20 protein-coding genes are annotated in these 24,942 nt (G+C 67.9%); 8 read left to right on the top strand and 12 right to left on the bottom strand.

The features are described from left to right. Nucleotides 1-10: 10 nt before the first annotated feature. The 3 genes from A6A40_RS00420 (at nt 11) to A6A40_RS00410 (ending at nt 3,719) form a co-directional block, all read left to right on the top strand. A complete protein-coding gene (locus A6A40_RS00420; RefSeq protein ID WP_063636048.1) occupies nt 11-952 on the top strand; it encodes a LysR substrate-binding domain-containing protein in 942 nt (313 codons plus the stop codon). Then, entirely contained in the window at nt 949-1,908 is a 960-nt protein-coding gene (locus A6A40_RS00415) for an SH3 domain-containing protein (RefSeq protein WP_063633559.1), read from the top strand. Before A6A40_RS00420 ends, A6A40_RS00415 begins: the two co-directional genes overlap by 4 nt. Before the next feature lie 62 nt (nt 1,909-1,970). Next, a complete protein-coding gene (locus A6A40_RS00410; RefSeq protein ID WP_063633556.1) occupies nt 1,971-3,719 on the top strand; it encodes a DUF3369 domain-containing protein in 1,749 nt (582 codons plus the stop codon). Between the two features lie 189 nt (nt 3,720-3,908). Here the strand turns inward: A6A40_RS00410 and A6A40_RS00405 are convergent, their stop codons facing one another. From A6A40_RS00405 to rpmI, 5 genes are all read right to left on the bottom strand, one after another. Further along, the gene (locus A6A40_RS00405; protein WP_063633547.1) at nt 3,909-4,322 is read right to left on the bottom strand and encodes a response regulator; all 414 of its coding nucleotides are present in this window, start codon (nt 4,320-4,322) and stop codon (nt 3,909-3,911) included. Nucleotides 4,323-4,694: 372 nt separating this feature from the next. After that, on the bottom strand, nt 4,695-7,106 hold the full coding sequence (gene pheT / locus A6A40_RS00400; protein ID WP_063633544.1) for a phenylalanine--tRNA ligase subunit beta: 2,412 nt from the start codon (nt 7,104-7,106) through the stop codon (nt 4,695-4,697). A gap of 12 nt (nt 7,107-7,118) precedes the next feature. Beyond that, nucleotides 7,119-8,186, bottom strand: coding sequence for a phenylalanine--tRNA ligase subunit alpha (pheS, locus tag A6A40_RS00395; RefSeq protein WP_063633542.1), 1,068 nt, complete (start codon nt 8,184-8,186; stop codon nt 7,119-7,121). A 135-nt stretch (nt 8,187-8,321) separates the two neighbouring features. Continuing rightward, nucleotides 8,322-8,693, bottom strand: coding sequence for a 50S ribosomal protein L20 (rplT, locus tag A6A40_RS00390; protein WP_012975157.1), 372 nt, complete (start codon nt 8,691-8,693; stop codon nt 8,322-8,324). 35 nt (nt 8,694-8,728) lie between these two features. Beyond that, nucleotides 8,729-8,929 (bottom strand): 50S ribosomal protein L35, encoded by a 201-nt coding sequence (gene rpmI, locus A6A40_RS00385; RefSeq protein WP_012975158.1) that lies wholly within the window; start codon nt 8,927-8,929, stop codon nt 8,729-8,731. Nucleotides 8,930-9,513: 584 nt separating this feature from the next. Here rpmI and A6A40_RS00380 point away from each other — a divergent pair. Next, a complete protein-coding gene (locus A6A40_RS00380; protein WP_063633541.1) occupies nt 9,514-10,290 on the top strand; it encodes a class I SAM-dependent methyltransferase in 777 nt (258 codons plus the stop codon). Nucleotides 10,291-10,296: 6 nt separating this feature from the next. Beyond that, nucleotides 10,297-11,835, top strand: coding sequence for a 2-polyprenylphenol 6-hydroxylase (gene ubiB / locus A6A40_RS00375; RefSeq protein WP_063633538.1), 1,539 nt, complete (start codon nt 10,297-10,299; stop codon nt 11,833-11,835). A 15-nt stretch (nt 11,836-11,850) separates the two neighbouring features. Here the strand turns inward: ubiB and A6A40_RS00370 are convergent, their stop codons facing one another. Next, nucleotides 11,851-12,777: a 2-hydroxyacid dehydrogenase gene (locus A6A40_RS00370; protein WP_063633535.1), complete on the bottom strand. Its 927-nt coding sequence runs from the start codon at nt 12,775-12,777 to the stop codon at nt 11,851-11,853. Between the two features lie 87 nt (nt 12,778-12,864). Between A6A40_RS00370 and A6A40_RS00365 the strand changes: the two genes are divergently transcribed. Then, nucleotides 12,865-13,524 (top strand): pseudouridine synthase, encoded by a 660-nt coding sequence (locus tag A6A40_RS00365; protein ID WP_063636047.1) that lies wholly within the window; start codon nt 12,865-12,867, stop codon nt 13,522-13,524. Here A6A40_RS00365 and A6A40_RS00360 read toward each other — a convergent pair. From A6A40_RS00360 to A6A40_RS00335, 6 genes are all read right to left on the bottom strand, one after another. Next, nucleotides 13,466-15,286 (bottom strand): acyl-CoA dehydrogenase C-terminal domain-containing protein, encoded by a 1,821-nt coding sequence (locus tag A6A40_RS00360; RefSeq protein WP_063633533.1) that lies wholly within the window; start codon nt 15,284-15,286, stop codon nt 13,466-13,468. The genes A6A40_RS00365 and A6A40_RS00360 overlap by 59 nt on opposite strands. Before the next feature lie 37 nt (nt 15,287-15,323). Then, nucleotides 15,324-16,250, bottom strand: coding sequence for an electron transfer flavoprotein subunit alpha/FixB family protein (locus A6A40_RS00355; protein ID WP_063633531.1), 927 nt, complete (start codon nt 16,248-16,250; stop codon nt 15,324-15,326). Nucleotides 16,251-16,363: 113 nt separating this feature from the next. Further along, a complete protein-coding gene (locus tag A6A40_RS00350; protein WP_063633528.1) occupies nt 16,364-17,113 on the bottom strand; it encodes an electron transfer flavoprotein subunit beta/FixA family protein in 750 nt (249 codons plus the stop codon). 177 nt (nt 17,114-17,290) lie between these two features. Further along, nucleotides 17,291-18,943, bottom strand: a complete 1,653-nt coding sequence (locus A6A40_RS00345; RefSeq protein WP_063633525.1) for an acyl-CoA synthetase — start codon at nt 18,941-18,943, stop codon at nt 17,291-17,293. 170 nt (nt 18,944-19,113) lie between these two features. After that, a complete protein-coding gene (locus A6A40_RS00340) occupies nt 19,114-19,836 on the bottom strand; it encodes a response regulator transcription factor (protein ID WP_063633523.1) in 723 nt (240 codons plus the stop codon). Between the two features lie 62 nt (nt 19,837-19,898). Beyond that, complete coding sequence (locus A6A40_RS00335) at nt 19,899-22,688, bottom strand: cache domain-containing protein (protein ID WP_063633521.1); 2,790 nt, start codon at nt 22,686-22,688, stop codon at nt 19,899-19,901. 218 nt (nt 22,689-22,906) lie between these two features. On the opposite strand from A6A40_RS00335, the gene A6A40_RS00330 reads away from it, so the two are divergent. Beyond that, nucleotides 22,907-23,230, top strand: coding sequence for a DUF485 domain-containing protein (locus tag A6A40_RS00330; protein ID WP_063633513.1), 324 nt, complete (start codon nt 22,907-22,909; stop codon nt 23,228-23,230). Beyond that, nucleotides 23,227-24,897, top strand: coding sequence for a cation acetate symporter (locus tag A6A40_RS00325; protein ID WP_063633511.1), 1,671 nt, complete (start codon nt 23,227-23,229; stop codon nt 24,895-24,897). The genes A6A40_RS00330 and A6A40_RS00325 overlap by 4 nt, the downstream gene beginning before the upstream one ends. Nucleotides 24,898-24,942: the final 45 nt, after the last annotated feature.

Here is a 24,942-nt window from a genome sequence, read left to right as displayed (position 1 = left end):
GTTCCCCGCCATGCCCGCCAACCTCGACACCGACCTGCTCCGCGCCTTCGTCGCCGTGGCCGACAGCGCCAGCTTCACCCGTGCCGGCGAAAGGCTGGGCCGCACCCAGGCGGCGGTCAGCCAGCAGGTGCGCCGGCTGGAGGACACGGTGGGCAAGCGGGTGTTCGAACGCGACACCCACGGCGTGCGCATGACACGTGACGGCGAGGTCCTGCTGGCCTATGCCCGGCGCATGCTGACCCTGAACGACGAGGTGATGGCGCTGATGCACCGCGGCCCGGCGGTGGCCAGCGTCCGCATCGGCACGCCCGACGATTACGCCACCATGCTGCTGCCCGACGTGCTGGCCCGCTTCAACGCCGCCTATCCCGAGGTGATGGTGGAGGTGATCTGCGACAACAGCCCCGATCTGGTGGCGGAGATCGACAAGGGCCGCTACGATCTGGCGCTGATCACCCGCAAGGCCGGCGAGGCCGGCGGCGAGCTGGTGCGGCAGGAGCCGGTGTCCTGGGTTGCCCCGCCGCGGGATCCGGCGCCGATGACGGGCCACCGGCCGGTCGAAAGCCTCGATCCGCTGCCTCTGGCCCTGTTCCCCAAGGGCTGCGTCGTGCGCGACATCGCCGTCGCCGCCCTGGACGGGATGGGGCGCGGCTGGCGCGTCTCCTTCACCAGCAAGAGCGTCGTCGCCGTCCATGGCGCGGTGATGGGCGGTCTGGGGGTGACGGCGATGGAATCCTGCACGGTCCCGGCCAGCCTGCGCCGCATCGGCGCAGCGGAAGGGTTTCCCGACCTGCCCGACGTCGACATCGCCCTGCACCGTGCCCGCGGCACGGCAGCCAAGCCGGTGCGCCTGCTGGCCGACGCCATCCACGATCTTGTCGGTGGGCAGATGCTGGGCCGCCGGATGCCGGACCGCGCTGGGCCGGCATCCGCTGCGGAAGCCGCACCATGACCGCCACACCCATTCTCCGCGCGCCGCTGCCGGCGCTTGCCGTCCTTCTCGGCCTCCTGGCTCTCGGCGGTGCAATGACGGCTGCCCGGCCCACGCAGGCGCAGAGCCCGGTCGCCATCGGCGCCCCCCTGACCGGCGAGGTGGTGCTGAACCGCGACATCGAGGTGCGGATCGGCCCCGGCGAGGACGCCCGCATCGTGATGACGCTGAAGCAGGGCAAGGCGCTGAACGCGCTGGGCACCCCGCGCGGCACCTATTGGACGGAGGTCGCCATCGGCGGCCAGCCCATCGGCTATGTGCCCGCCGATTCGCTGGACCCGGCGCTGATGGTCACCGGGCGGCCGGCGATCGGCGGCGAGGGTCCGCGCCCGCCCAAGCCCGCCGCCAGCCAGCCGGCGGACGCCCCACCGCCCCACCGCAGCGCCGCCGTCGTTCCGCGCGCCGCCTGGGACAAGGCGGCCCAGACCCCGGCGGAAGGCTATGTCGTCGCCGCCGGCCCGATCTCCGCCACCGAGATCCTGACCAACCGCAAGCGGCGCGGCTTCACCCTGCGCAAGGGCGACGTGGTGGCGCTGATCGGCGCCGCCAATGGCGAGGCGACGCTGGCCCTGCCCGCCGGCACCCGCGCGGTCGCACCGGTGCAGGGGCTGGTCGGGGTGGTGGCGCCCTATCCGCTGCCGGGAATGCCGCCGGTCGAGCCGGGCATGCTCTATGGCATCAAGCTCGGCGAATATGTCAGCTACACCGAGGGGCTGCGCGCCTGGAAGGAGTTCACCGCCGGGCCGGGCAGCGCCTACCGCGACCTGCCGCCGATGGTGTGGCCGGTGTTCCGCAAGGGCCGGCTGCTGTACGAGGTGGGGGTGGCTCCCTTCACGCGGTTGCAGGTCGACACCGCCTGCGGCACGTTGGCGCAACGCGGACTCGATTGTACGGTGATCGAGTTGGATACGTTTTGACGAGTTTGCACCAGACGGGCCGGCCGCGCCCTCCCTCATGACCCCTTCACGAACGAAGAGCCATGACCAACGCCGACCCGACCGAACCAGAAGACGACGCGAAGCCCGATCCCCCGCCGGATACCGGCGTCCCGGACAGTGGCGACGAGGATCTGGTGTTCCTCGACGATGCGGCTCCCGCTGCCGGTCCGCCGGAAGACCGGGATCCCGGCAACCGCTGGACCATGCTGATCGTCGACGACGAGCCGGAGGTCCATTCGATCACCAAGCTCGTGCTGTCCGACTTCGCCTACAAGGGACGCAAGGCACGCTTCCTGTCCGCCCATTCGGCGGCGGAGGCCCGGCGGATCCTGGCGCAGGAAAGCGACATCGCGCTGATCCTGCTGGACGTGGTGATGGAGACGGAGGATGCCGGCCTGCGGCTGGTCCACCACATCCGCGAGGAGCTGCGGAACCGCAACGTCCGCATCATCCTGCGCACCGGCCAGCCGGGACAGGCGCCGGAACGGGCGGTGATCCTCGATTACGACATCAACGACTACAAGGCGAAGACCCAGCTGACCGCCCAGCAGCTGTTCACCACCACGGTCGCGGCGCTGCGGTCCTACGAGGATATCGTGGCGATCGACGCCAACCGCCGCGGTCTGGAAAAGATCATCGAGGCGTCGTCGTCGCTGTTCCGCGCCCGCTCGATGAAGCTGTTCGCCGCCGGCGTGCTGACCCAGCTGTCGGGCCTGCTGGGGGTGGGGCCGGACGCGATCCTCTGCGTGCAGCGCGGCGGTTCCGGCGGCCAGGGTAGCTGCAACCCGGCCTTCAGCGGCAGCAACGGCAACGGCTGCGGCGGCAATGGCCTCTATGTGCTGGCCGGTTCCGGCCGGTACGAGGATCTCATCAACGAGCCCGCCGCCGGCCATGTCGACCCGGCGGTGCTGACGGCGGTGACTGCCTGTCTGGAACAGCGAACGCACCTTTATGCCGGCGACCACTGCACGCTCTATATCCGCACGCCGAACGACCGCGAGACGGTGGTCTACCTGCGCTCCAACCGGCCGCTGTCCGACCTGGACCGCAAGCTGATCGAGGTGTTCTGCGGCAAGATTTCCGTCGGGTTCGACAACCTGCACCATTACGAACAGCTCTACCGGGCGCAGCAGGGCACACTGGCGGCACTGGCCGACCTCGCCGAATCCGGGAGCAGCGCGTTGATCCTGGACGGGTCGGCTGCGGAGAGGGGGGAGGGCGGACGCTTCAGCCGCTCGCTGCGCATCGCGGCAATCACCGAATGCATTGCCCGCCGCCTGCATGCAGAAGGGCTGTTCTCCGAGTCGCTGGACGAAGCGACGCTGGAGATCATCGGGCTGGCGGCGATCCTGCACGACATCGGCAACGCTGCCGTCAATCCGGAGATCCTGTCGAAGCCAGGTCCCCTCGACCCGACGGAACGCAGCCTTATGCAGACCCACACGGTGGCCGGCGCCGCCTTGCTGAACCAGGCGAGCCACTTGGCCGACGGCCCGACCCATCTGCATCTGGGGGCGGCGGTGGCGCGCTGGCATCACGAGAATTGGGACGGCACCGGCTATCCCGACGGCCGCACCGGGGCCGCGATCCCGCTGTGCGCCCGCATCGTCGCGGTCGCAGACGCCTTTGACGCCATGACGCGCGACCGCCCCTACCGCAAGGCACTGTCCCGAGACGACACGGTGGCGGAGATCAGGAGGCTGGCGGGGCTGCGGTTCGACCCGGCGGTGGTCGATGCCTTCCTGGCGGTGCTGCCGGACATCGACCGGATGGGTCCGGCGTCTCGCTAGATCGGATCGCGTAAAATCGGGATCGATTTGGAGCGTGAATCCGATCGCCAAACATAAAGCTACAGCGTCGTGCGTTTCATATTAAACGCACGACGCTGTAGAGTGTGATCGCTTCAAGCGGAATCGCATGACGGGTGAATCACATGGAAGACGCTGGAATCCCGCTTTCAGCGGACGAAGGGCGCTTCCTCAGGGACGGCAAAGCGATTCCACCGCGTCGCGCAGCGGCCCGACCTGCACCGGCTTCAACAGCAGTTGGCAGCCCATCAGTTCAGCCTCGTCCCGTCGTTCGGGAGTGCTGTCGCCGGTCAGGATGATGGCCGGGATCTGCTGCCCGGTTTCGATGCGGACACGCTCCACCACTTCGCGCCCGGTCCGGCCGGCCGGCAGATAGTGGTCGGCGATGATCAGGTTCGGCGTCCTGGTCAGACCGCCGAGTTGCGCCTCCAGGGCGGCGGCGCTGACCGCGGTCATCACCTCGTATCCCCAGCCGTCCAGCAGGATCGCCAGCCCTTCAACGATCGACCGGTCATCGTCGACAACAACGATAAGTGGTTTTACCGACGCCGGCTTGTTTGCTTGATCGTCTTTCGGCTCAGCCATTGGCTACCCCAGCTTCATCATCAGCATTGTGTCTGCCACCGAACACGCCAAGGCAATGGAAACGTTGGCTGTGCCATAGGGGTGACATCGGTCGAATTGCGGGCCATCCGCAGACAAATTGTCCGGCAGCCCGATCTTTCCACAGAGCCCCACGCTTTCGTCAAACATTGAATTGTACCGAACAGTGCCGCGGTCTTCCCATACCGAAAGCACTCGGGCTTCCTCAATCAGCGATTCATCATATGCTTGTATGATCGGGTAGCGGAGAAGCGACTCTCTACGATTTTTTTCGCTTCAAAAAAAAGACCCCTCAGCGTCGCCGGGGGGTCTTTGTGTTGCTCAATCTTAACTTCAACCAAAAGATGCGTCTTATCAGGCGCGCAAGCCACCTCCGGTGGCCTTGACCACGGCAGCGACGATCTTCTGGCCGACCGCCTCGATCGCCTCGTCGGTCAGAGTCGCGCTGGTCGGCTGGTAGGTGACCGAGACGGCGACCGACTTGCGCCCCTCACCCACGCCCGGCCCTTCATAGACGTCGAACACCGCGACATCCTTGACCAGCGCCTTGTCGGCGCCCTTCACGGCACGGAGGATCTTGTCGGCCTCCACCTTGCGGTCGACGACGAAGGCGAAATCGCGCTCCACCGGCTGGAAGGCGGAGAGCTGGACCATCGGCTTGGCGGTGCCGCCCTTCTTCTTGGGCAGCGGCACGGCGTCGAGCATCACCTCGAAGCCGACGACCGGCCCCTTGACGCCCAGCGTCTCCAACACCGACGGGTGGATCTCGCCGAAGCGGGCCATCACGGTGGGGCCGAGCCGCAGCACACCGGAGCGGCCGGGATGATACCAGCCCGGCGCGTCGGTGGTGACCTGCAGGTTGCCGGCCGGGGCGCCGACCGCCTCCAGCACCGCCAGCGCATCGGCCTTGGCGTCGAACACGTCGACGCCGCGGGCCTTCTCCGCCCAATGGCGCGGCACCGCCGCCCCGGCGCGGATGCCGGCGGCAACCGTATCCTGCCCGTCCGGCGCCGGGGTTCGGAAGGCCGCCCCGACCTCGAACAGGCGCACGTCGGCGAAGCCGCGGTCGGCATTGCGGCCGGCGGCCTGGATCAGGTTGGGCAGGACCGACGGGCGCATGACGTCCAGATCGCTGCTGATCGGGTTGACCAGCCGCAGGCCCGGCTGGCCGCCGCCGAACAGCTCGGCGACCGGGCCGGACAGGAAGGACCAGGTCACCGCCTCCGACAGGCCGCGGGCGGCCAGCGTGCGCTTGGCCAGCGCGACGCGGCGCTGCTTCAGCGTCAGGGCCGGGCGGGTCAGCACCGTCTCGCGCGGCAGCGGCGTCGCCGGAATGGCGTCGAAGCCGTGGACGCGCAGCACCTCCTCGACCAGATCGGCCTCGCCATGGACATCGGCGCGCCAGGACGGAACGCCGACGACCAGACGGCCCTCGGCATCCTCGCCTTCCAGGGTGAAGCCCAGATCGGTCAGGATCTGCACCTGACGGTCGCGCGGCAACTCGACGCCGCCCAGTGCGGCGACGCGGCCCGGACGCAGGGTCAAGCTGCGCTTCCACTCCGGCTCGGCCCCCGCCGTCACGATCTCCGACGCCTCGCCGCCGCACAGATCGAGGATCAGCCGGGTCGCCCGCTCGATCCCCTCGACCACCGCGGCGGGATCGACGCCACGCTCCAGCCGGTAGCGGGCATCCGATTCCACGCCCAGCCTGCGGCCGGTCTGCGCGGTGCGCACGGTGTCGAAAATCGCGGCTTCGAGGAAGACGTTGGTGGTCTCCTCGGTGCAGCCGGACGTCTCGCCACCGATGATGCCGCCCAGCGCCTCGGCCCGCTCATGATCGGCGATCACCGTCATCGCCGGGTCGAGCTGGTATTCCTTGCCGTTCAGCGCCGGCAGGGTCTCGCCCTCGCGCGCCAGCCGGACCACGATGCCGCCCTTGACCTTGTCGGCGTCGAAGGCATGCAGCGGACGGGACACGTCAAAGGTGATGTAGTTGGTGATGTCGACCAGGATGGAGATCGGACGCAGGCCGATGGCGGTCAGCTTGTCCTGGAGCCACTGCGGCGACGGGCCGTTCTTCACACCGCGGAAATAACGGCCGACATAGTAGGGGCAAGCGTCCAGCGACTCGATCTCGACCCCGATCGGGCTCTTGAAGGCGCCGGGAACCGGCATGGCGTTCAACCGCCCCTCGGTCAGCGGCTTCAGCCTCCCCATGCCGGCGGCGGCGAGATCGCGGGCGATGCCGCGCACGCCGGCGCAGTCGGCGCGGTCGGGCGTCAGGTTGATGTCGATGACCGGATCGTTCAGCCCGGCATAGTCGGCGAAGGCCGCGCCGACCGGAGCATCGTCCGGCAGCTCGATGATGCCCTCATGCTCGTCCGACAGCTTCAGCTCGCGCTTGGAGCACATCATGCCGTTCGACTCGACGCCACGGATGACGCCCTTCTTCAGCGTGATGTCGGAACCGGGAACATAGGTTCCCTCCGGCGCGAAGACGCCCTTCATGCCGGCGCGCGCGTTCGGGGCGCCGCAGACCACCTGCAGGGTGCCGGCGCCGGTATCGACCATCAGCACGCGCAGCTTGTCGGCGTCCGGGTGCTTCTCGGCCGAGACGACATGGGCGACGCGGAAGGGCGCCAGCTCCTTCGACCGGTCATGGACGCCTTCCACCTCCAGCCCGAGGGCGGTCAGCTTCTCCGTGATCTGGTCGAGCGAGGCGTCGGTCTCCAGATGGTCCTTCAGCCAGGACAGCGTGAACTTCATGGGTCCGGCTCCTTAGCGCGTCAGGCCGTGGGCGATGTTGGGAATGTCGAGCGAGGCGAAGCCGTAATGCTTCAGCCAGCGCAGGTCGGCTTCGAAGAAGGTGCGCAGATCGGGGATGCCGTATTTCAGCATCGCCACGCGCTCCACCCCCATGCCGAAGGCGAAGCCCTGGTACCTGGTGCTGTCGATGCCGCAGGCTTCCAGCACGTTCGGATGGACCATGCCGCAGCCGAGGATCTCCAGCCAGTCGCCGTAATTGCCCAGCTTCAGCTCGCCGCCCTTGCGGGAGCAGCCGATATCGACCTCCGCCGACGGTTCGGTGAAGGGGAAGAAGCTGGGGCGGAAGCGCAGCGGCAAGTCGTCCACGTCGAAGAAGGCGCGGCAGAACTCGACGAGGCAGCCCTTCAAGTGCCCCATGTTGGTCGCCTCGTCGATGACCAGCCCCTCGATCTGGTGGAACATCGGGGTGTGGGTCATGTCGTAGTCGGAGCGGTAGGTCCGCCCCGGTGCCACGATGCGGATCGGCGGCTTGTTGTTCAGCATGGTGCGGACCTGCACCGGGCTGGTGTGGGTGCGCAGCAGCATCTTCTTATCGCCCGAATCGGGCAGATAGAAGGTGTCGTGCATGTCGCGCGCCGGGTGGCCGGGCGGGAAGTTCAGGGCGGTGAAGTTGTGGAAATCATCCTCGATGTCCGGCCCTTCGGCGACCGAGAAGCCCATCTCGGCGAAGATGGCGATCATCTCGTCCATCGTCTGGCTGATCGGGTGGATGCGCCCTTCGGTCTCCGGACGGACCGGCAGGGTGACGTCGACCCGCTCGGCCTCCAGCCGCGCCTTCAGGTGGGCGGCGGCGAGGTCGGCCTTGCGCGCGTCGATGGCGGCGGCGATCTCGTCCTTCAGCGCGTTCAGCGCCTGACCGCGCTCCTTGCGCTCGTCGGGGGTGAGGTTCCCCAGCTCCTTCATGAAGCCGGTGATGCGCCCCTTCTTGCCGAGCGCGGAGACCCGCACCTCGTCCAGCGCCGAGAGGTCGGCGGCGGCGTTGACCTGCGACAGAAGTTCGTCTTTCAGCGCGTCGAGCATGGCGGTTCCCGGCAAGCGTGGGGAAGAAAACGGTGCAAAAAGAAAAAGGGAGCCGGCCCAGCGGCCCGGCTCCCTTCTCTTACAACTGACGCCGTGACGGCAAGCGTTCCCTGAATTCGGGAAACGCGAGGCGCGTTACGCGGCGGCCTTGGAGGCGAGCGCGGCCTGGGCCTTGTCCACCAGGGTCTTAAAGGCCTCCGGCTCGCGCGCGGCCAGATCGGACAGAACCTTGCGGTCGATCTCGATGCCGGCCAGCTTGATGCCGTTGATGAAGCGCGAGTAGGTCAGGCCGTACTGACGGACACCGGCGTTGATGCGCTGGATCCACAGGCCGCGGAAATCGCGCTTCTTGTTGCGACGGTCGCGGTAGGCGTAACGAAGCGCCTTTTCGACCTTCTCGATCGCAATGCGGAAATTCTTGGAATTGCGACCCCGGTAGCCCTTGGCGAGCTTCAGGATCTTGCGGTGACGGGCGTGCGTCGTGACGCCGCGCTTAACACGAGCCATGGTTCAGTCCTTCCGAATTCTATGATGTGCCGAGATCAGGCGTTGCGCAGCCAGTTCTTCAGCACCGTGCGGGCGTTGGAGTCGCACAGGGTCATCATGCCGCGCGCGTTGCGCTTCATGTTCGGGGACTTCTGTTCCAGGCAGTGGCGCTTGTAGGCGGCCTGAGCGCGAACCTTACCCGTGGCGGTCACCTTGAAGCGCTTCTTGGCGCCGCTCTTCGTCTTCAGCTTGGGCATTTTCGTTTCCTAGATGGAAATGAGGCGGAATTCCAACGGACGGGTGGGCATGCCCTGAGCCTTACGGCCCAGCCTCGCCGCCCGTGGAAGGATGCGCTTATACGCGCGGGGAGGGCCGGATGCAAGGGGGATGTGGCTGAATGGCCCTCTGCAATGCAGCAGACCCAAAGACTCCGCTTCGACCATCATTGCCGCGAAGGTCGGGCGGCACCTGTTTTGCCGATCCCCCTGCCGTGAACGCGCTGCCCATGCTAGGATTTCGGACCTATCCATGCGATGGAGAGTCAGTTGGAACATTGGCCGAAAACTGTTTCACGCTGTTCCATCCCCACCGTGTCGCCGGCGGACCGCCCGATCGCACCCCATGGAACAGACACGCAAAACTGTTTCACGCCGTTCCATCCCCCACCGTGTCGTCGGCACACCGCCCAACCGCACCCCATGGAACAGACACGCAAAACTGTTCCACACTGTTCCATCCCCTCAATCTCGCCACCAACGCCCCCTACGCCATTCGCCGCAGCGCCTTCCGCATTGCACGCCCCCGCTGGCGCATGGCCCCTGCCCGCGCTATCTTCCCGGCCATGAGCGACCACATCCCCGACCCGCAAAAGCCCGCGTCCGGTGCCGAAGGCAACTGGTTCGGCTTCACCCCCGTCGATCCGTCCGACAAGTCCGGGCTGGTCCGCGCCGTCTTCGACAGCGTGGCGACCAACTACGACCTGATGAACGACCTGATGTCGGGCGGCATCCATCGGCTGTGGAAGGACACGCTGATGGAGATGGTGGCGCCCAAGCCGGACATGACCCTGCTCGACGTGGCGGGCGGCACCGGCGACATCGCCTTCCGCTTCCTGAAAAAGGGCGGCGGCGCTGCCGTGGTCTGCGACATCACCGAGGCGATGGTCCGGGTCGGGCGCGACCGCGCCATCGACCGCAACATCCTGTCCGGCGTGCAATGGACGGTCGGCGATGCGGAAAAGCTGCCCATCGCCCCGCGCTCGGTCGACGCCTACACCATCGCCTTCGGCCTGCGCAACGTCACCCGCATCGACGAGGCGATCAAGGAGGCCCACCGCGTCCTGAAGCCGGGCGGCAAGTTCTATTGCCTGGAATTCAGCCACGTCGTGCTGCCGGTGCTGCGTGAGCTGTACGACGTCTATTCCTTCCAGGTGCTGCCCTTCATGGGCCGCGTGGTGGCGAAGGACGAGGCGAGCTACCGCTATCTGGCCGAGAGCATCCGCCGCTTCCCGCAGCAGGCCGATCTGGCGAAGCGGATCGAGGCCGCAGGCTTCGGTGCCGTGCGCGTGCGCAACCTGTCGGGCGGGATCGCCGCCATCCATTCCGGCTGGCGGATCTAGGCTCCCGTGTTCCGTATCCTGCGCAACCTGATCCGGATGGCCGTCATCGGCCGGACGGTCGCCCGTCACGACGCCCTGCCCACCAGCCTGCTCGGCACCGCTCCCGGCCTGCTCTGGCTGTGGCGCCGGGTCGCCCGCAAGGACGTGCCCGGCCGCGAGGGCGAGCGGCTCGCCCGCGCGCTGGCCGAACTCGGCCCCACCTACATCAAGCTCGGGCAGCTGCTGTCCACCCGCTCCGATCTGGTCGGCGAGCGGATGGCGGTCGATCTGGCCGAGCTGCAGGACAAGCTGCCGCCCTTCCCCGCCCATCAGGCCCGCGCCATCATCGAGGCGGAGTTCGGCCAGCCGGTCCAGGCGCTGTTCCAGAGCTTCGACGACAAGCCGGTCGCCGCCGCCTCCATCGCCCAGGTCCATTTCGCCGTCACCGCCGACGGGCAGGAGGTGGCGGTCAAGGTGCTGCGTCCGGGCATCGAAGAGGCCTTCGAACGCGACATCGACCTGTTCTACCGGCTGGCCGGCCTCGCCCAATGGGTGCTGCCCCGGTTGAAGCGGCTGCGGCTGGTCGAGGTGGTCGACACCTTCGCCCGCACCTCGCGGCTGGAGATGGATCTGCGGATGGAGGCCGCTGCCGCGTCGGAGCTGGCGGCGAACTTCAAGGACGATGACACCTTCAACGTGCCGCGGGTCGATTGGGAGCGGACCGGCGGCCGGGTGCTGACGCTGGAGCGCATCCGCGGCTTCAAGGTGGACGAGCCGGCCCGCATCTCCGCCGCCGGCTTCGACCGCGACGAGATCCTGGCGATGGCCTCGGCCAGCTTCTTCAATCAGGTCTTCCGCGACGGCTTCTTCCACGCCGATCTGCATCCCGGCAACCTGTTCATCAACGAACAGGGCACCATCACCGCCGTCGATTTCGGCATCATGGGCCGGCTGGACCGCGAGACGCGCTATTACCTCGCCGACATGCTGATCGGCTTCCTGACCGGCGATTACCGCCGCGTCGCCGTCGTGCATTTCGAGGCCGGCTACGTGCCGCGCCACCAGTCCATAGAGATCTTCACCCAGGCCTGCCGCGCCATCGGCGAGCCGTTGCAGAACAAGCCGCTGGCCGACATCTCGGTCGGCCGGCTGCTGGCCCAGCTGTTCGCCGTCACCGAACAGTTCGAGATGGAAACCCAGCCGCAGCTGCTTCTCCTGCAGAAGAGCATGCTGACGGCGGAGGGCGTCGGCCGGCTGCTGAACCCCAACATCAACATGTGGGAGCTGGCCCGGCCGCTGATCGAGGAATGGATGCGCGAGAACCGCGGACCGGAGGCGCAGTTCATCAACGATGCCGGCGCCATCCTGTCCACCGTCCGCCGCCTCCCGGCCCTGGTCAGCGAGGCGGAGCGGGTGACCCGCGACATCTCGGAAGGCGGCGTGCGCCTTCACCCGCAGACCGTCCGCCAGATGCTGAACGGCTGGGAAACCCGCCGCCGCTCGGACCGCGCCGCCCTGTGGGTGATCGCGGCCCTGCTGGCGGTGATCGCCGTCCAGATGCTGTAAGGGCTGCCTTTAAACTCAATAGCCCCGGCTGCGGTCCACCAGATTGGGCAGCGGCCGGCCCTCGCGCAGGGCGGTCACCGCCGCCACCACCTGATCGACGCAGCGCGACGGGTGGGTGACCCCGGCGACGTGTGGGGTGACGCGGACCTTCGGATGGCGCCAGAGCGGATGGTCGGCCGGCAGCGGCTCCTTCACGAAGACATCCAGGCTGGCGCCGCGCAGATGCCCACTCTCCAGCGCGTCGAGCAGGTCCGACTCGACCTGATGGCCCCCGCGCGCCGCGTTGATGACCACCGCCCCCTTGGGCAATGCTGCGAACAGCGTCGCGTTCAGGATGCCGCGGGTCTCGTCGGTCAGCGGCAGCAGGCAGACCAACTGGTCGCAGCGCGGCAGCATCGCCGCCAGCCCATCGGCACCGGAGAAGCTCTCCACCCCCTCGATGCTCTTGGGACTGCGGCTCCAGCCCATCAGGCGGTATCCCAGGGTCCGCAGCGTGCCGGCCGACGCCGCCCCCAGCTCGCCCATGCCCAGGAAGCCGACCGTCACCTCGGAGGCCGGGCGATGGTCCAGCTGCTCCCACCGCGCCTCTGCCTGGAGGGCGGCGTATTCGTCCATCAGACGGTGCCAGTACAGCACCTGATAAACGACATAGCCGGCCATATCGACGGTCAGCCCGTCCGCGACCATGCGCACCAGCGGCACATCCGGCAGGGTCGGGTCCTGCAGGATCGGCTCCACCCCGGCGCCGAGCGACACGATCAGCTTCAGGTTGGGCAGGGTCGCCAGCATGCCGGCCGGCGGCTTCCACACCACCGCCACCTCGATGTCGGCGACATCGCCGGTCTCGGGCCAGACGCGCATCTCCAGGTTGGGAAGATGGCGGGAGATTTCCCGGCGCCAATCCTCGGCGCTGTCGCTGGCGGAGCAGAACAGAAGCGTCACGGCCGAACCCCTGCTATGTAGGTGAGTGTTTGGGGCGCGAACGATAGCGCCTTTCCACAACTCCGCAATCCACAAGGACGCATGCCCGTGCCGCGCCTGATCCTGCTGAACAAGCCCTATGGCGTGCTGCCGCAATTCACCGACGGCCAGGGCCGCCCGACCCTGGCGGAGCTGGTGCCGGTGAAGGGGGTCTATGCCGCTGGCCGGCTCGACCGCGACAGCGAGGGGCTGCTGGCGCTGAGCGACGACGGCCCGCTGATCGCCCGGATCGCCTCGCCGGCCAACAAGATGCCGAAGACCTATTGGGTGCAGGTGGAAGGTATCCCGACCGACGAGGCGCTGGAGACGCTGCGCCGCAGCGTCACGCTGAAGGACGGCCCCACCCTGCCGGCCGAGGTGCTGCGGATGGAGGAGCCGGAGTCGCTGTGGCCGCGCGATCCGCCGGTGCGCTACCGCGCAGCCATCCCCACCAGCTGGATAGCGCTGACCTTGCGCGAAGGACGCAACCGGCAGGTCCGCCGCATGACCGCTGCGGTCGGCTTCCCCACCCTGCGGCTAATCCGCTGGTCCATCGGCGATTGGACGCTGGACGGGCTGGCGCCGGGGCAGTGGCGGGAGGTCCCCCAACCGCCCGCGACTCCCACCAAAGGGCCAAAGGCCCCGGCACCAACCGGCAAGCGCCCCCCCGTCAAGCCGCGCCGAACAGCTGCTCCTCGCTCAGCGCCATCACGCTCGCGGAGCCGTTGACCACGGTCGCCCGCAGCGCCGCCGCCTTCGGCAGAACATGGGTGGCGTAGAAGCGGGCGGTGAGCGGCTTGGCCGACAGGAAGGCGGCATCGGCGTCGCGCTGCGCCAGCCGCTCCACCGCGACCTTGGCGGCGCGGGCCAGCTGCCAGCCGCCGGCGACCACGCCCATCAGTTCCAGCAGAGTCACCGATGCGGCAGCCGGCAGGCGCGGGTCCTGCTTCGCCGCGGTCAGCACCCAGGCAATCGCCTGCTTGGCCTCACGGACCGCGCTGACCAGTTCCGCCCCGGTGACGCGCAACGCCTCATCAGCGTGGCCGGACAGCTCGCCGCCCAGCGCCGAGATCTCGTCCAGCAGGCCGTTGGCGGTCGCCCCGCCGTCGCGCAGGAGCTTGCGGTTGATCAGGTCGTTAGCCTGGATGGCGGTCGTGCCCTCGTAGATCGTGGTGATGCGGGCGTCGCGCAGATGCTGGGCGGCCCCCGTCTCCTCGATGAAGCCCATGCCGCCATGGACCTGCACGCCGTCCGACGCCAGCTGCTGGCCGGTCTCGGTGCACCAGCCCTTGGCGATGGGGGTCAGCAGATCGACCAGCAGGGCGGCGCGGGCACGGGTGGCCTCGTCGGCATGGTGATGCGCCACGTCGACCGCGGCGGCGGCGGTGTAGAGGATGCCACGCATCGCCTCGATCCGCGCCTTCATGCCCATCAGCAGGCGGCGGACGTCGGGATGGTTGACGATGCCCTTCGACTGGCCCTCGGTCCAGCCCAGCGGCTTGCCCTGCACGCGGTCACGGGCATAGGCCAGCGCCTGCTGGTAGGCGCGCTCGGCAATCGACAGGCCCTGCATGGCGACGTTCAGCCGGGCATGGTTCATCATGGCGAACATGTATTCCAGGCCGCGGTTCGGCTCGCCCACCAGGAAGCCGGTCGCCCCGCCCTCGTCGCCGAAGGACAGCACGGCGGTCGGGCTGCCGTGGATGCCCAGCTTGTGCTCCAGCGACACGCATTTCACCTGATTGCGGGCGCCCAGGCTGCCGTCGGCGTTGACCAGGAATTTCGGCACGACGAACAGGCTGATGCCCTTAACGCCCGGAGGCGCATCGGGCAGGCGGGCCAGCACCAGATGGACGATGTTCTCCGTCAGGTCATGGTCGCCATAGGTGATGAAGATCTTCTGCCCGCTGACAAGGTAATGGTCGCCGTTCGGAACCGCGCGAGACCGCGTGGCGGCAAGGTCGGACCCCGCCTGCGGCTCGGTGATGTTCATGGTGCCGGTCCACTCGCCCGAGATCATCTTGGGCAAATAGAGGTCCTTCAGCGCGTCGGAGCCATAGAGCTGAACCGCGTTCACAGCCCCTTGCGTCAGCATCGGGCAGAGCGCGAAGGCCATGTTGGCGGAATGCCACATCTCCTGCACCGCGGTATTCAGCAGGTTGGGTAGCCCCATGCCGCCGCGTGCCGGGTCGAAGGGCAGCCCGTTCCAGCCGCCCTCGACCAGCGCCTGCCACGCCGCCCCCCAGCCCTCCGCCGTGCGGGCGATGCCGTCGGCGTCGAGCCTGGCCCCCTGGACATCGCCGATGCGGTTCAGCGGGGCCAGGACGTTCTCGGCGATCTTCGCCGCCTCGCCCAGGATGCTGTCCACCATGTCGGGGCTGGCATCCTCGAAACCCGGCAGAGCCGCCACGTCGGCCATGCCGGCGAGGTGGTCGAGGACGAAGCGGATCTCTTTCAACGGCGGGCTATAGGGGATCGCGGCGGCGGTCATGGGGGACCTCTTCGGGTGGCGGAGGAAATGAACGGGATCAGACGGCCTGCTGCAGCTCCGGCAGGGCCTTGAACAGGTCGGCGACGAGGCCGTAGTCGGCGACCTGGAAGATCGGCGCCTCCTCGTCCTTGTTGATGGCGACGATGATCTTGCTGTCCTTCATGCCGGCCAGATGCTGGATGGCGCCCGAGATGCCGACGGCGACATAGAGATCCGGCGCCACGATCTTGCCGGTCTGGCCGACCTGATAGTCGTTCGGAACGAAGCCGGCATCGACCGCTGCACGGCTGGCGCCCACCGCGGCGCCCAGCTTGTCAGCGATGGCCTCCAGCAGGTGGAAATTGTCGCCCGACTGCATGCCGCGCCCACCGGAGATGACGATCCGGGCCGAGGTCAGCTCCGGACGCTCCGACTTCGACAGCTCGGCCGAGACGAAGCTGGACAGGCCGGGGTCGGTGGCGGCAGCGATGCTCTCGACCGGGGCGGCGTTGGTGGCGGCGGCAGCCTCGAATGCAGTGGTGCGGACGGTGACGACCTTTACGGCGTCGGCCGACTGCACGGTGGCGATGGCGTTGCCGGCATAGATCGGCCGCTCGAAGGTATCGGCGGAGACCACGGCGGTGATGTCGGAGATCATCGCCACGTCGAGCAAGGCGGCGACGCGCGGCAGCACATTCTTGCCCACCGAGGTGGCGGCGGCGAGGAGATGGCTGTAACCGGGGGCGAGCGACACCAGCAATGCTGCCACCGGCTCGGCCAGGGCATGCTCGTAGGCTGCATCGTCGGCGAGCAGCACCTTGGCGACGCCGGCCAGCTTGGCGGCCTGCTCGGCGGCGGGGGCGGCGTTGCGGCCGGCGACCAGGAGGTGGATGTCGCCGCCCAGCTTGGCGGCGGCGGTGACTGCGTGGGCGGTGGCGGGCTTGAGGCTGGCGTTGTCGTGGTCGGCGAGGATCAGGATGGGCATGGGGCGGGTCCTTGGTTGGAGGGTGGCGAGGTGTCTGCTTGGAATGCCCTTTCCCAACCCTCTCCCGCGAAGCGGGGGAGGGTTGGGAAAGGGCACCCCGATACGACCAGTCCTCAGATCACCCGCGCCTCGTTCTTCAGCTTGTCGACCAGGGTGGCGACGTCCGGCACCTTGATGCCGGCCTGACGCTTGGCCGGCTCGGCGACCTTCAGCGTCTTCAGGCGCGGGGTCACATCGACGCCGAGCGCATCCGGCGTGACCGTCTCCAGCGGCTTCTTCTTCGCCTTCATGATGTTGGGCAGCGAGGCATAGCGCGGCTCGTTCAGGCGCAGGTCGGCCGTAACCACCGCCGGCAGCTTCAGCGACACGACCTCAAGCCCGCCGTCGATCTCGCGTGTCACTGCAACGGCATCGCCAGCCGGCGCGACCTTGGAGGCGAAGGTGCCCTGGCCCCAGCCGAGCAGCGCCGCCAGCATCTGGCCGGTCTGGTTGCAGTCGTCGTCGATCGCCTGCTTGCCGAGGATGACGAGGCCGGGAGCCTCCTTCCCGACCAGCGCCTTGAGGACCTTGGCGACGGCCAGCGGTTCGGTGGCCACGTCGGTCTGGACCAGGATGGCGCGGTCGGCCCCCATGGCGAGCGCGGTGCGGAGCGTCTCCTGCGTCTGGGCCGGGCCGACGGAGACGACGACGATCTCGGTCGCGGTGCCGGCCTCCTTCAGGCGGACGGCCTCCTCGACGGCGATCTCGTCGAAGGGGTTCATCGAGAACTTCACGTTGGACGTCTCGACGCCGGACTGGTCGGTCTTGACCCGGATCTTGACGTTGTAATCGACGACGCGCTTCACGGCGCAGAGGATCTTCATGGCGCGGGTCCCTTTGAAATTGGGCGGCGTGCGGGCATGGCGGGGCGCTTGCCCCCACCCCGGCCCTCCCCCGCTGGGCGGGAGAGGGGGATTTAGGTGCTCTAGCCGGAAAGCGGCGGCAGTTCCCTCCCCCGCCCAGCGGGGGAGGGTTCGGGTGGGGGTAAGCGGCTTAGGCTGTTACAGCCCCTCGGTCTGCTTGCGCAGGACGTATTTCTGGATCTTGCCCGTCGAGGTCTTCGGCAGCGGGCCGAACACCACGGTGCGCGGGCACTTGAAGTGGGCCATGTGCGACCGGCAGAAGGCGATGATGTCGGCCTCGGTCGCGGTGGCGCCGTCCTTCAGGGTGACGAAGGCGCAGGGCGTCTCGCCCCACTTCTCGTCATGGCGGGCAACGACGGCGGCCTCCAGCACCTCCGGATGCTTGTAGAGGACGTCCTCCACCTCGATGGACGAGATGTTCTCGCCGCCGGAGATGATGATGTCCTTCGAGCGGTCCTTGATCTCGACATAGCCGTCCTCGTGCCAGACGGCGAGGTCGCCGGTGTGGAACCAACCGCCGGCGAAGGCCTCCTCGGTCGCCTTGGGGTTCTTCAGATACCCCTTCATGACGTTGTTGCCGCGCATCATGATCTCGCCCATCGTGCGGCCATCCTTCGGCACCGGCTCCAGCGTGAAGGGATCGGCGACGATCACCGCCTCCAGCATCGGGCCACGCACGCCCTGGCGGGCCTTGATCGCCGCCTTCTCGTCCAGCGACAGGCCATCCCAGCGATCGTGCCAGACGCAGACCACGGTCGGGCCGTAGCATTCGGTCAGGCCGTAGACATGGGTGACTTCCCAGCCCATGCGCTCCATGCCGGCGATGACGGCGGCGGGCGGGGCGGCGCCGGCCACCATCACCTTCACCGTCTGCCCGATGCCCTGCTTCAACTCGGCCGGCGCATTGTTCAGCATGTTCAAAACGATGGGCGCACCGCAGAAGTTGGTCACCCGCTCCTCGCGGATCAACTTCAGAACGGCGTCCGGGCGGACCTGACGCAGGCAGATCGCGGTGCCGGCGGTGACCGCGATGGTCCAGGGGAAGCACCAGCCGTTGCAGTGGAACATCGGCAGCGTCCACAGATACACGGGCGCGTCGCCCATGTTCCAGGACAGCGCGTTCGACACCGCGTTCAGATAGGCGCCGCGGTGGTGATAGACGACGCCCTTCGGGTTGCCGGTGGTGCCGGAGGTATAGTTCAGCGCGATGGCCTGCCATTCGTCGGCCGGCAGGGTCCAGGGATGCTCGGCACCGACATCGCTGATGAAGGCTTCATAATCGCGGTCGCCGATCAGCTCGCCGCCGCTGTAGGTCGGATCGTCGATGTCCACCACCGGGATCGGCGCGTCGAGCAGGGCCAGCGCCTTCTTCGCGACGCCGGAGAACTCGCGGTCGACGATCAGGATCTTCGCCTCGCCATGCTTCAGGATGAAGGCGATGGCCTCGGCATCCAGGCGGGTGTTGACGGCGTTCAGCACGGCGCCGGCCAGCGGCACGCCGAAATGCGCTTCGAACAGCTCGGGCGTGTTGGCGGCCAGCATGGCGACGGTGTCGCCCTTGCCGATACCCACATTCGCCAGCGCCGCGGCCAGACGGCGCACGCGGCCGAAGGTCTCGGCCCAGGTCCGGCGGACCGGGCCATGGACGACCGCCAACCGGTCGGGCCACACGGAAGCGGCGCGCTCCAGGAACGTCAGCGGCGTCAGGGCGACAAAATTGGCGGCGTTGCGGTCGAGGTCGCGCTCATACGGGTTGACGCTGGCGTCGACTGCGGCGGCAGGTGCATTCATCGGACCGTTCTCCCCAGGGGTTCTTGTTACGCGCCGGCATTGGACGCGGCTGTGTTGGAAACAGCCTGTACCAGATCAGCTTTGCGCAACTTTCTCTGGATTATGACCAATTGTTATTGGTGGTGGTTCGGCACCGGGCAAACGAGGTGCCCCGTTCACCCTCCTCCCGGTCACCGCAGCCAGGTCACGTCGCCGGCGAACAGGTATCCGGCGCCATAGACCGTCTTGATCAGCCGCGGCGCGCGGGGATCCTCCTCGATCTTCTTGCGGATGCGCGACACGCGGACATCGATGCTGCGGTCGTAGGGAAAATCGTCGCGGTCCTGGTCGGGGCCCTGCAGATGCTCGCGCGACAGCACGCGCTTGGGCGCCTTCAGCAAGGTCAGCAGCAGCGAGGCCTCCGCCGCGGTCAGGCTCTCCTGACGGCCGTCATCGGCGCTCAGCGTCAGGTTGCCGAGGTCGAAGACCCAATTGCCGAAGCGCGCCCGCGCGGTCTCCGTCGCAGCCGTGGCGCCGGCCAGCTGTTCGCGGCGGCGGATGGCGCTGTTGACGCGGGCGACCAGTTCCCGCGGCTCAAAGGGCTTCACGATGTAATCGTCGGCGCCCAACTCCAGCCCGAGGATCCGGTCGGAGGTGCCGCCGCGCCCGGACAGGATGATCACCCCGAAGCGGACATCCTCCCACAGCTCGCGAACCAGGGTCAGCCCATCCATGTCCGGCAGACCGAGATCGACAAGACAGAGGTCGGGGGCCTGACGCTGGATCGCGGCCCGCGCCTCCCGCCCGCTGGCCCAGCAGGACACCTCGTAGCCGTACCCCTCCAGCACCTCTTTCACCAGCCGGCGGATGTCGGCCTCGTCCTCGATCAGGTAGATGCGCTTCTTTTGTGCCACGCGCGTTTCCCCTCACTCTTCGCCCTGCTTTTTCCCAGGTGCTTTCGTTTGGCCCGAATGTATCAGGCGGGCGCGGGTTGGGCGGCGTGGCCGATGGCCGCCACCAGATCCCGCTTGTCCCATGGCTTGCCCAGTATGACGGCATCGGCCGGGATGTCGCCATACTCGACCGTGAAGCCACTGACCAGCACCACCCGCATGTCCGGACGCAGCAGCCGGGCGCGCCGCGCCAGCTCCACCCCCGACAGGCCGGGCATGACGATGTCGGAGACCAGCAGAGACAGCCCGTCGATCTGCTCCACCAGCTCCGCCGCCTCGTCGCCGCTCGCCGCCTCCACCACCGAGAAGCCGAGGTCGACCAGCTGCTGGCGCATCACCTGCCGGACATCGTCATTGTCCTCCGCCACCAGCGCCAACTGGCCGGACCAGCCGCCGCCCAGGGGTTCGGCAGTCGCCGGTTCGTCATCGAGCAGGCGGGCCACCGGCTCGGCCCGCGGCAGCAGCAGGGTGACGGCGGTGCCCTCCCCCGGCCGGCTGTCGATGCGCAGATAGCCGCGCGACTGCTTGACGAAACCGTAGACCATCGACAGCCCCAGCCCCGATCCCAGAGCTTTCGTCGTGAAGAAGGGCTCCACCGCACGGGCCAGCGCCTCGGGCGTGAAGCCGGTGCCGGTGTCGGAGACGCGGATTTCCAGGTAATCGTCGGGGCGGACCGGCTCGTCGAAGGACAGGGTGTCCTCCACCCGGCGGATGCCGACCGCAATGTCGAGCCGGCCGCCGTTCGGCATGGCGTCGCGCGCGTTGATGGCGAGGTTGACCAGCGCATTCTCCAGCTGGGTCTGGTCGGCGATGGTCCAGCATTCCCGCCCCTCCTCCGGCACGCCGATGGCGATGGAGCTGGGAAAGGAGCGGCGCAACAGCACCGCCATGTCGCGCAGCAGCCCGCACAGCTCGATCGGCTCAGGCTTCAGCGGCTGCTGGCGCGAGAAGGCGAGCAGCCGGGCGGTGATGTCGGCGCCGCGGCGGCCGGCACGCTGGGCCGGCTCCAGATAGGCGTCCAGCCCCTCGACCGCGGCGTAGCGGTCGCGCGCCGCCGCAAGATTGCCGATGATGATCGACAGCAGGTTGTTGAAATCGTGCGCCAGCCCGCCCGACAGCTGGCCGACCGCCTTCAGGCGCTGCGCCTCCACCAGCTGGCGTTCGGTCTGCTTTTCGTCGGTGATGTCGAGCGTCAGGACGAACAGCCCGGTGACGGCACCGCCCTCCGCCCTGCCCTCGCCGCGATGGGGAATCAGCGTGGTCTTGGTGACGATGTCGCGGCCGTCGCGCGGGAAGGTGTATTCGAAGGTCACCACCTCCCCCGACAGGCAACGGTCGAGATGGGGACGCAGCGCCGCCATGGCGCGCCGGCCGACCACGGCGGCAAGCTCGCGGCCGATCACCTCGGCCTTGTCGCGGCCGACCAGCTCGGCCCAGCGCAGGTTGGCGAAAGTCAGCCGCCCGTCGCGGTCCAGCCCGGCGATGCTGGCGGGGATCGCGTCCAGGATCACGCGCTGGCGCGTTTCCGCCTCCGCCAGCGCCGCGGTGCGGTCTCGGACCCGGCTGTCAAGCGTGGCAACGGTATCGCGCAGCTGCCGGACCATCCCGTCGAAGGCGGAGCCCAGCAGCCCGATCTCGTCGCCGCGGCGGATGCCGCTCTGCGCGCCGAGATCGCCGGCCCGCACCTGCGCCGCGGTGTCGGCCAGCCGGCGCAGCGGCCGGACCAGACGGCCGACCGCGACATAGCCCAGCAGGCTGCCCGCCGCCATCAGCGCCATGCCGATGGCGAGGATGCGGTTGCCCAGCACCACCGACGACCGCCGCAGCTCATCCACATAGACCGACGAGGCGATGTACCAGTCGAAGCCTTCGAAATGCCGGACCCAGCTGATCTTCTCGTAGGCGTAATTGCCGGGATCGTCGGGCTTGTCCCACAGATAGGTCAGCGGTTCCCCCTTCGCCGCGGCGACCTTCAGATCCTCGGCGATCGGGCGGCCGGTGGCCGAATTCAGCCGGTCGCCGAAGGCCGTGCCCTCGATGTTCGAATTCGGGTGGATGATCATCCGGTTCGCCGAATCGAAGATGTAGAGATAGCCGGTGCGGGCGATGCGCAGCTTGCGCAGCGCCTGGCGCAGATCCTCGATGGCTTCGGCCTTGCGCCGTTCCACCTCGGCGTCGACGTCGGCGAGATAGGCGCCAGTGCCGACGATGATGCCGCGCTTGGGCAGATCCTTGAAGAAGCTGAGCTTCGGCGCCCGCTCGTCGCCATTGGGGCGCCACCATGGATAGGTCTGGAACCCCTCCCCCTCCCGCTTGGCGGTGGCGACGATGGTGGGAAGGATATGACGGCCCAGATTGTCGCGCAGATCGTCGGCCTTCCGCCCCTGATAATCGGGCGAGGGATGGGAGAGGATCACCGAGTCGTAGCCGATGGCCCAGACATAGTCGCCATTGCCGTAGCGCAAGGCGTGCAGCCCCTCCATCGCTTCCCGACGGGCTTCCTCCATCGTGATCTCGCCGCGGTCGGCGCGGGCGTAGACATGCTCGATATAGCCGACGGCCAATTCAAGCACGTCGCGCAGCCGGGTCTTGTAGGAGTCCACCGTGGCGGTCCGCTGCTCCTCAAGCCCGCCGCGGATGCGGCTGACCAGCTCGAACACGTTGTCGAGGATGGTGCGGCTGGCGTCGCGTTCGATCTCGTAGGCCTTCTCCTCGATGAAGGGGACGGAGAAGACATAGGCCGCTGCGGAGAACAGCCCGAGCGAGATCAGGATCGCCGAGAACAGCCGGAGGAACAGGGGCGAGCGGATCATTTTCCGGGCGAGGGCGGCAGGATGCGGGGATCAGGGAGGTCCACGCATCATCCCAGCTTCGCCGCTGTGGCTCAACGCGAATCGCGTGAGATTGTTACCTGAATCGCGCTGAAACAATTCGTCATATTTCCGGGAAATTTGCGAAACAGTGTTTTGTTAGCCGGAAGACCATAAGCCCGAACAGGGTGCCACAAGGACGATTAGCGTCTGGAGGAAACATGCACTCCCCCGCGAACACTCCGGTCTACGAGCGGGTCCGCCGGAACCCGAAATTCCAGGAGCTGGTCCGCCAGCGCAGCCGGCTGGCCCTGATCCTGTCGGCCATCGTGCTGGTCGGCTACTACAGCTTCATGATGGTGGTCGCCTTCGCGCCGGACCTGCTGCACAAGCCGATGTCCGACGATTCGGCCCTCAGCGTCGGGTTCCCCATCGGAGCGGCGATCATCATCCTGTCCTGGCTGCTGACGGGCGTCTATTCCCATTTCGCCAACGGCCGCTTCCAGGACCTGACCGACGAGATCACGCGGGAGACGCTGCAATGACCGGCCGCCGGATTCTCCTGACCGCGGCTGCCGCCACCCTCTTCGCCCTGCCGGCGCTTGCCGCCGGCGATGTCGGGCAGTTGGAAAAGCAGCCGGTCAACCTGTCGGCCATCGCCATGTTCCTCGCCTTCGTCGTGATGACCTTGGGCATCACCTACTGGGCGGCCAGCCGCACCCGCTCGACCTCGGACTTCTACACCGCCGGCGGTGGCATCAGCGGCTTCCAGAACGGTCTGGCCATCGCCGGCGACTATATGTCGGCCGCGACGCTGCTGGGCCTGTCGAGCCTGGTCTTCGCCAAGGGCTATGACGGCTTCGTCTACACCATCAGCTTCTTCGTCGGCTGGCCGATCATCCTGTTCCTGCTGGCGGAGCGGCTGCGCAATCTGGGCCACTTCACCTTCGCCGACATCGCCTCATACCGGCTGGACCAGGGCAAGATCCGCACCTTCGCCGCCATCGGCTCGCTGACGGTGGTGTGCTTCTACCTGATCGTCCAGATGGTCGGCGCCGGCCAGCTGATCAAGCTGCTGTTCGGGCTGGACTACAACGTCGCCGTGATCGTGGTCGGCGTGCTGATGGTGGTCTACGTCACCTTCGGCGGCATGATCGCCACCACCTGGGTGCAGATCATCAAGGCGGTGCTTCTCCTGGGCGCCGGCGTGATCCTGGCCTTCCTGGCCCTGTCGCGTTTCGGCTTCAGCCTGGAGGCCATCGCCCAGAGCGCCATCGCCTCGCACAAGGACGGGGTGAAGATCATGGGGCCGGGCACGCTGCTGGCCGACCCGGTGTCGGCGGTGTCGCTGTCGCTGGGCCTGCTGTTCGGCACCGCCGCGCTGCCGCACATCATGATGCGCTTCTTCACCGTCCCCAACGCGCGCGAGGCCCGCAAGTCGGTCTTCTACGCGTCGGGCTTCATCGGCTTCTTCTTCCTGATCGTCTGCGTGCTGGGAATGGCGGCGATCACCATCGTCGGCACCGACCCGCAGTTCTTCGAAGGCGGCAAGGTCGGCGGCAAGCTGATCGGCGGCGGCAACATGCCGGTGATGCATCTGGCCAAGGCGCTGGGCGGCGACCTGTTCCTCGGCTTCCTGTCGGCGGTCGCCTTCGCCACCATCCTGGCGGTGGTGTCGGGCCTGGCTCTGGCCGGCGCTTCGGCCATCGCGCACGACCTCTACGCCCGCGTGATCCGCAAGGGCGAGGCGACGGAGCGCGAGGAGATGCGCGTGTCCAAGATCGCCTCGCTGGTCCTGGGCGTGCTGGCCGTCGTGCTGGGCATCGCGTTCGAGAAGCAGAACGTCGCCTTCCTGGTCGGCCTGACCTTCGGCGTCGCGGCGTCTGTGAACTTCCCGGTGCTGATCCTGTCGATGTACTGGAAGGGGCTGACCACCCGCGGCGCGCTGGCGGGCGGCATCGCCGGCCTGATTTCCGCGGTGACGCTGGTGATCCTGTCGAACGCCGTGTGGGTCGTGGTTCTGAACAACCCGAAGCCGATCTTCCCGTACGAGCAGCCGGCCCTGTTCTCGATGACCCTGGCCTTCATCGTCACCATCATCGTGTCGAAGCTGGACAGCAGCGCGTCGGCACGCGCCGAGCGCGAGGCCTTCGAGGACCAGTTCGTCCGCTCCCAGACCGGCATCGGCGCCGCTGCTGCGGCAAAGCACTGACCGCCGGGGCTGATGGTCCGATGGAAAGCGCCCTTCCCCACGCCG

The organism is Azospirillum humicireducens, assembly GCF_001639105.2.
In the GTDB taxonomy this organism is placed as follows: Bacteria; Pseudomonadota; Alphaproteobacteria; order Azospirillales; family Azospirillaceae; genus Azospirillum; species Azospirillum humicireducens.
This window is presented reverse-complemented; position numbering and strand designations above follow the sequence as displayed.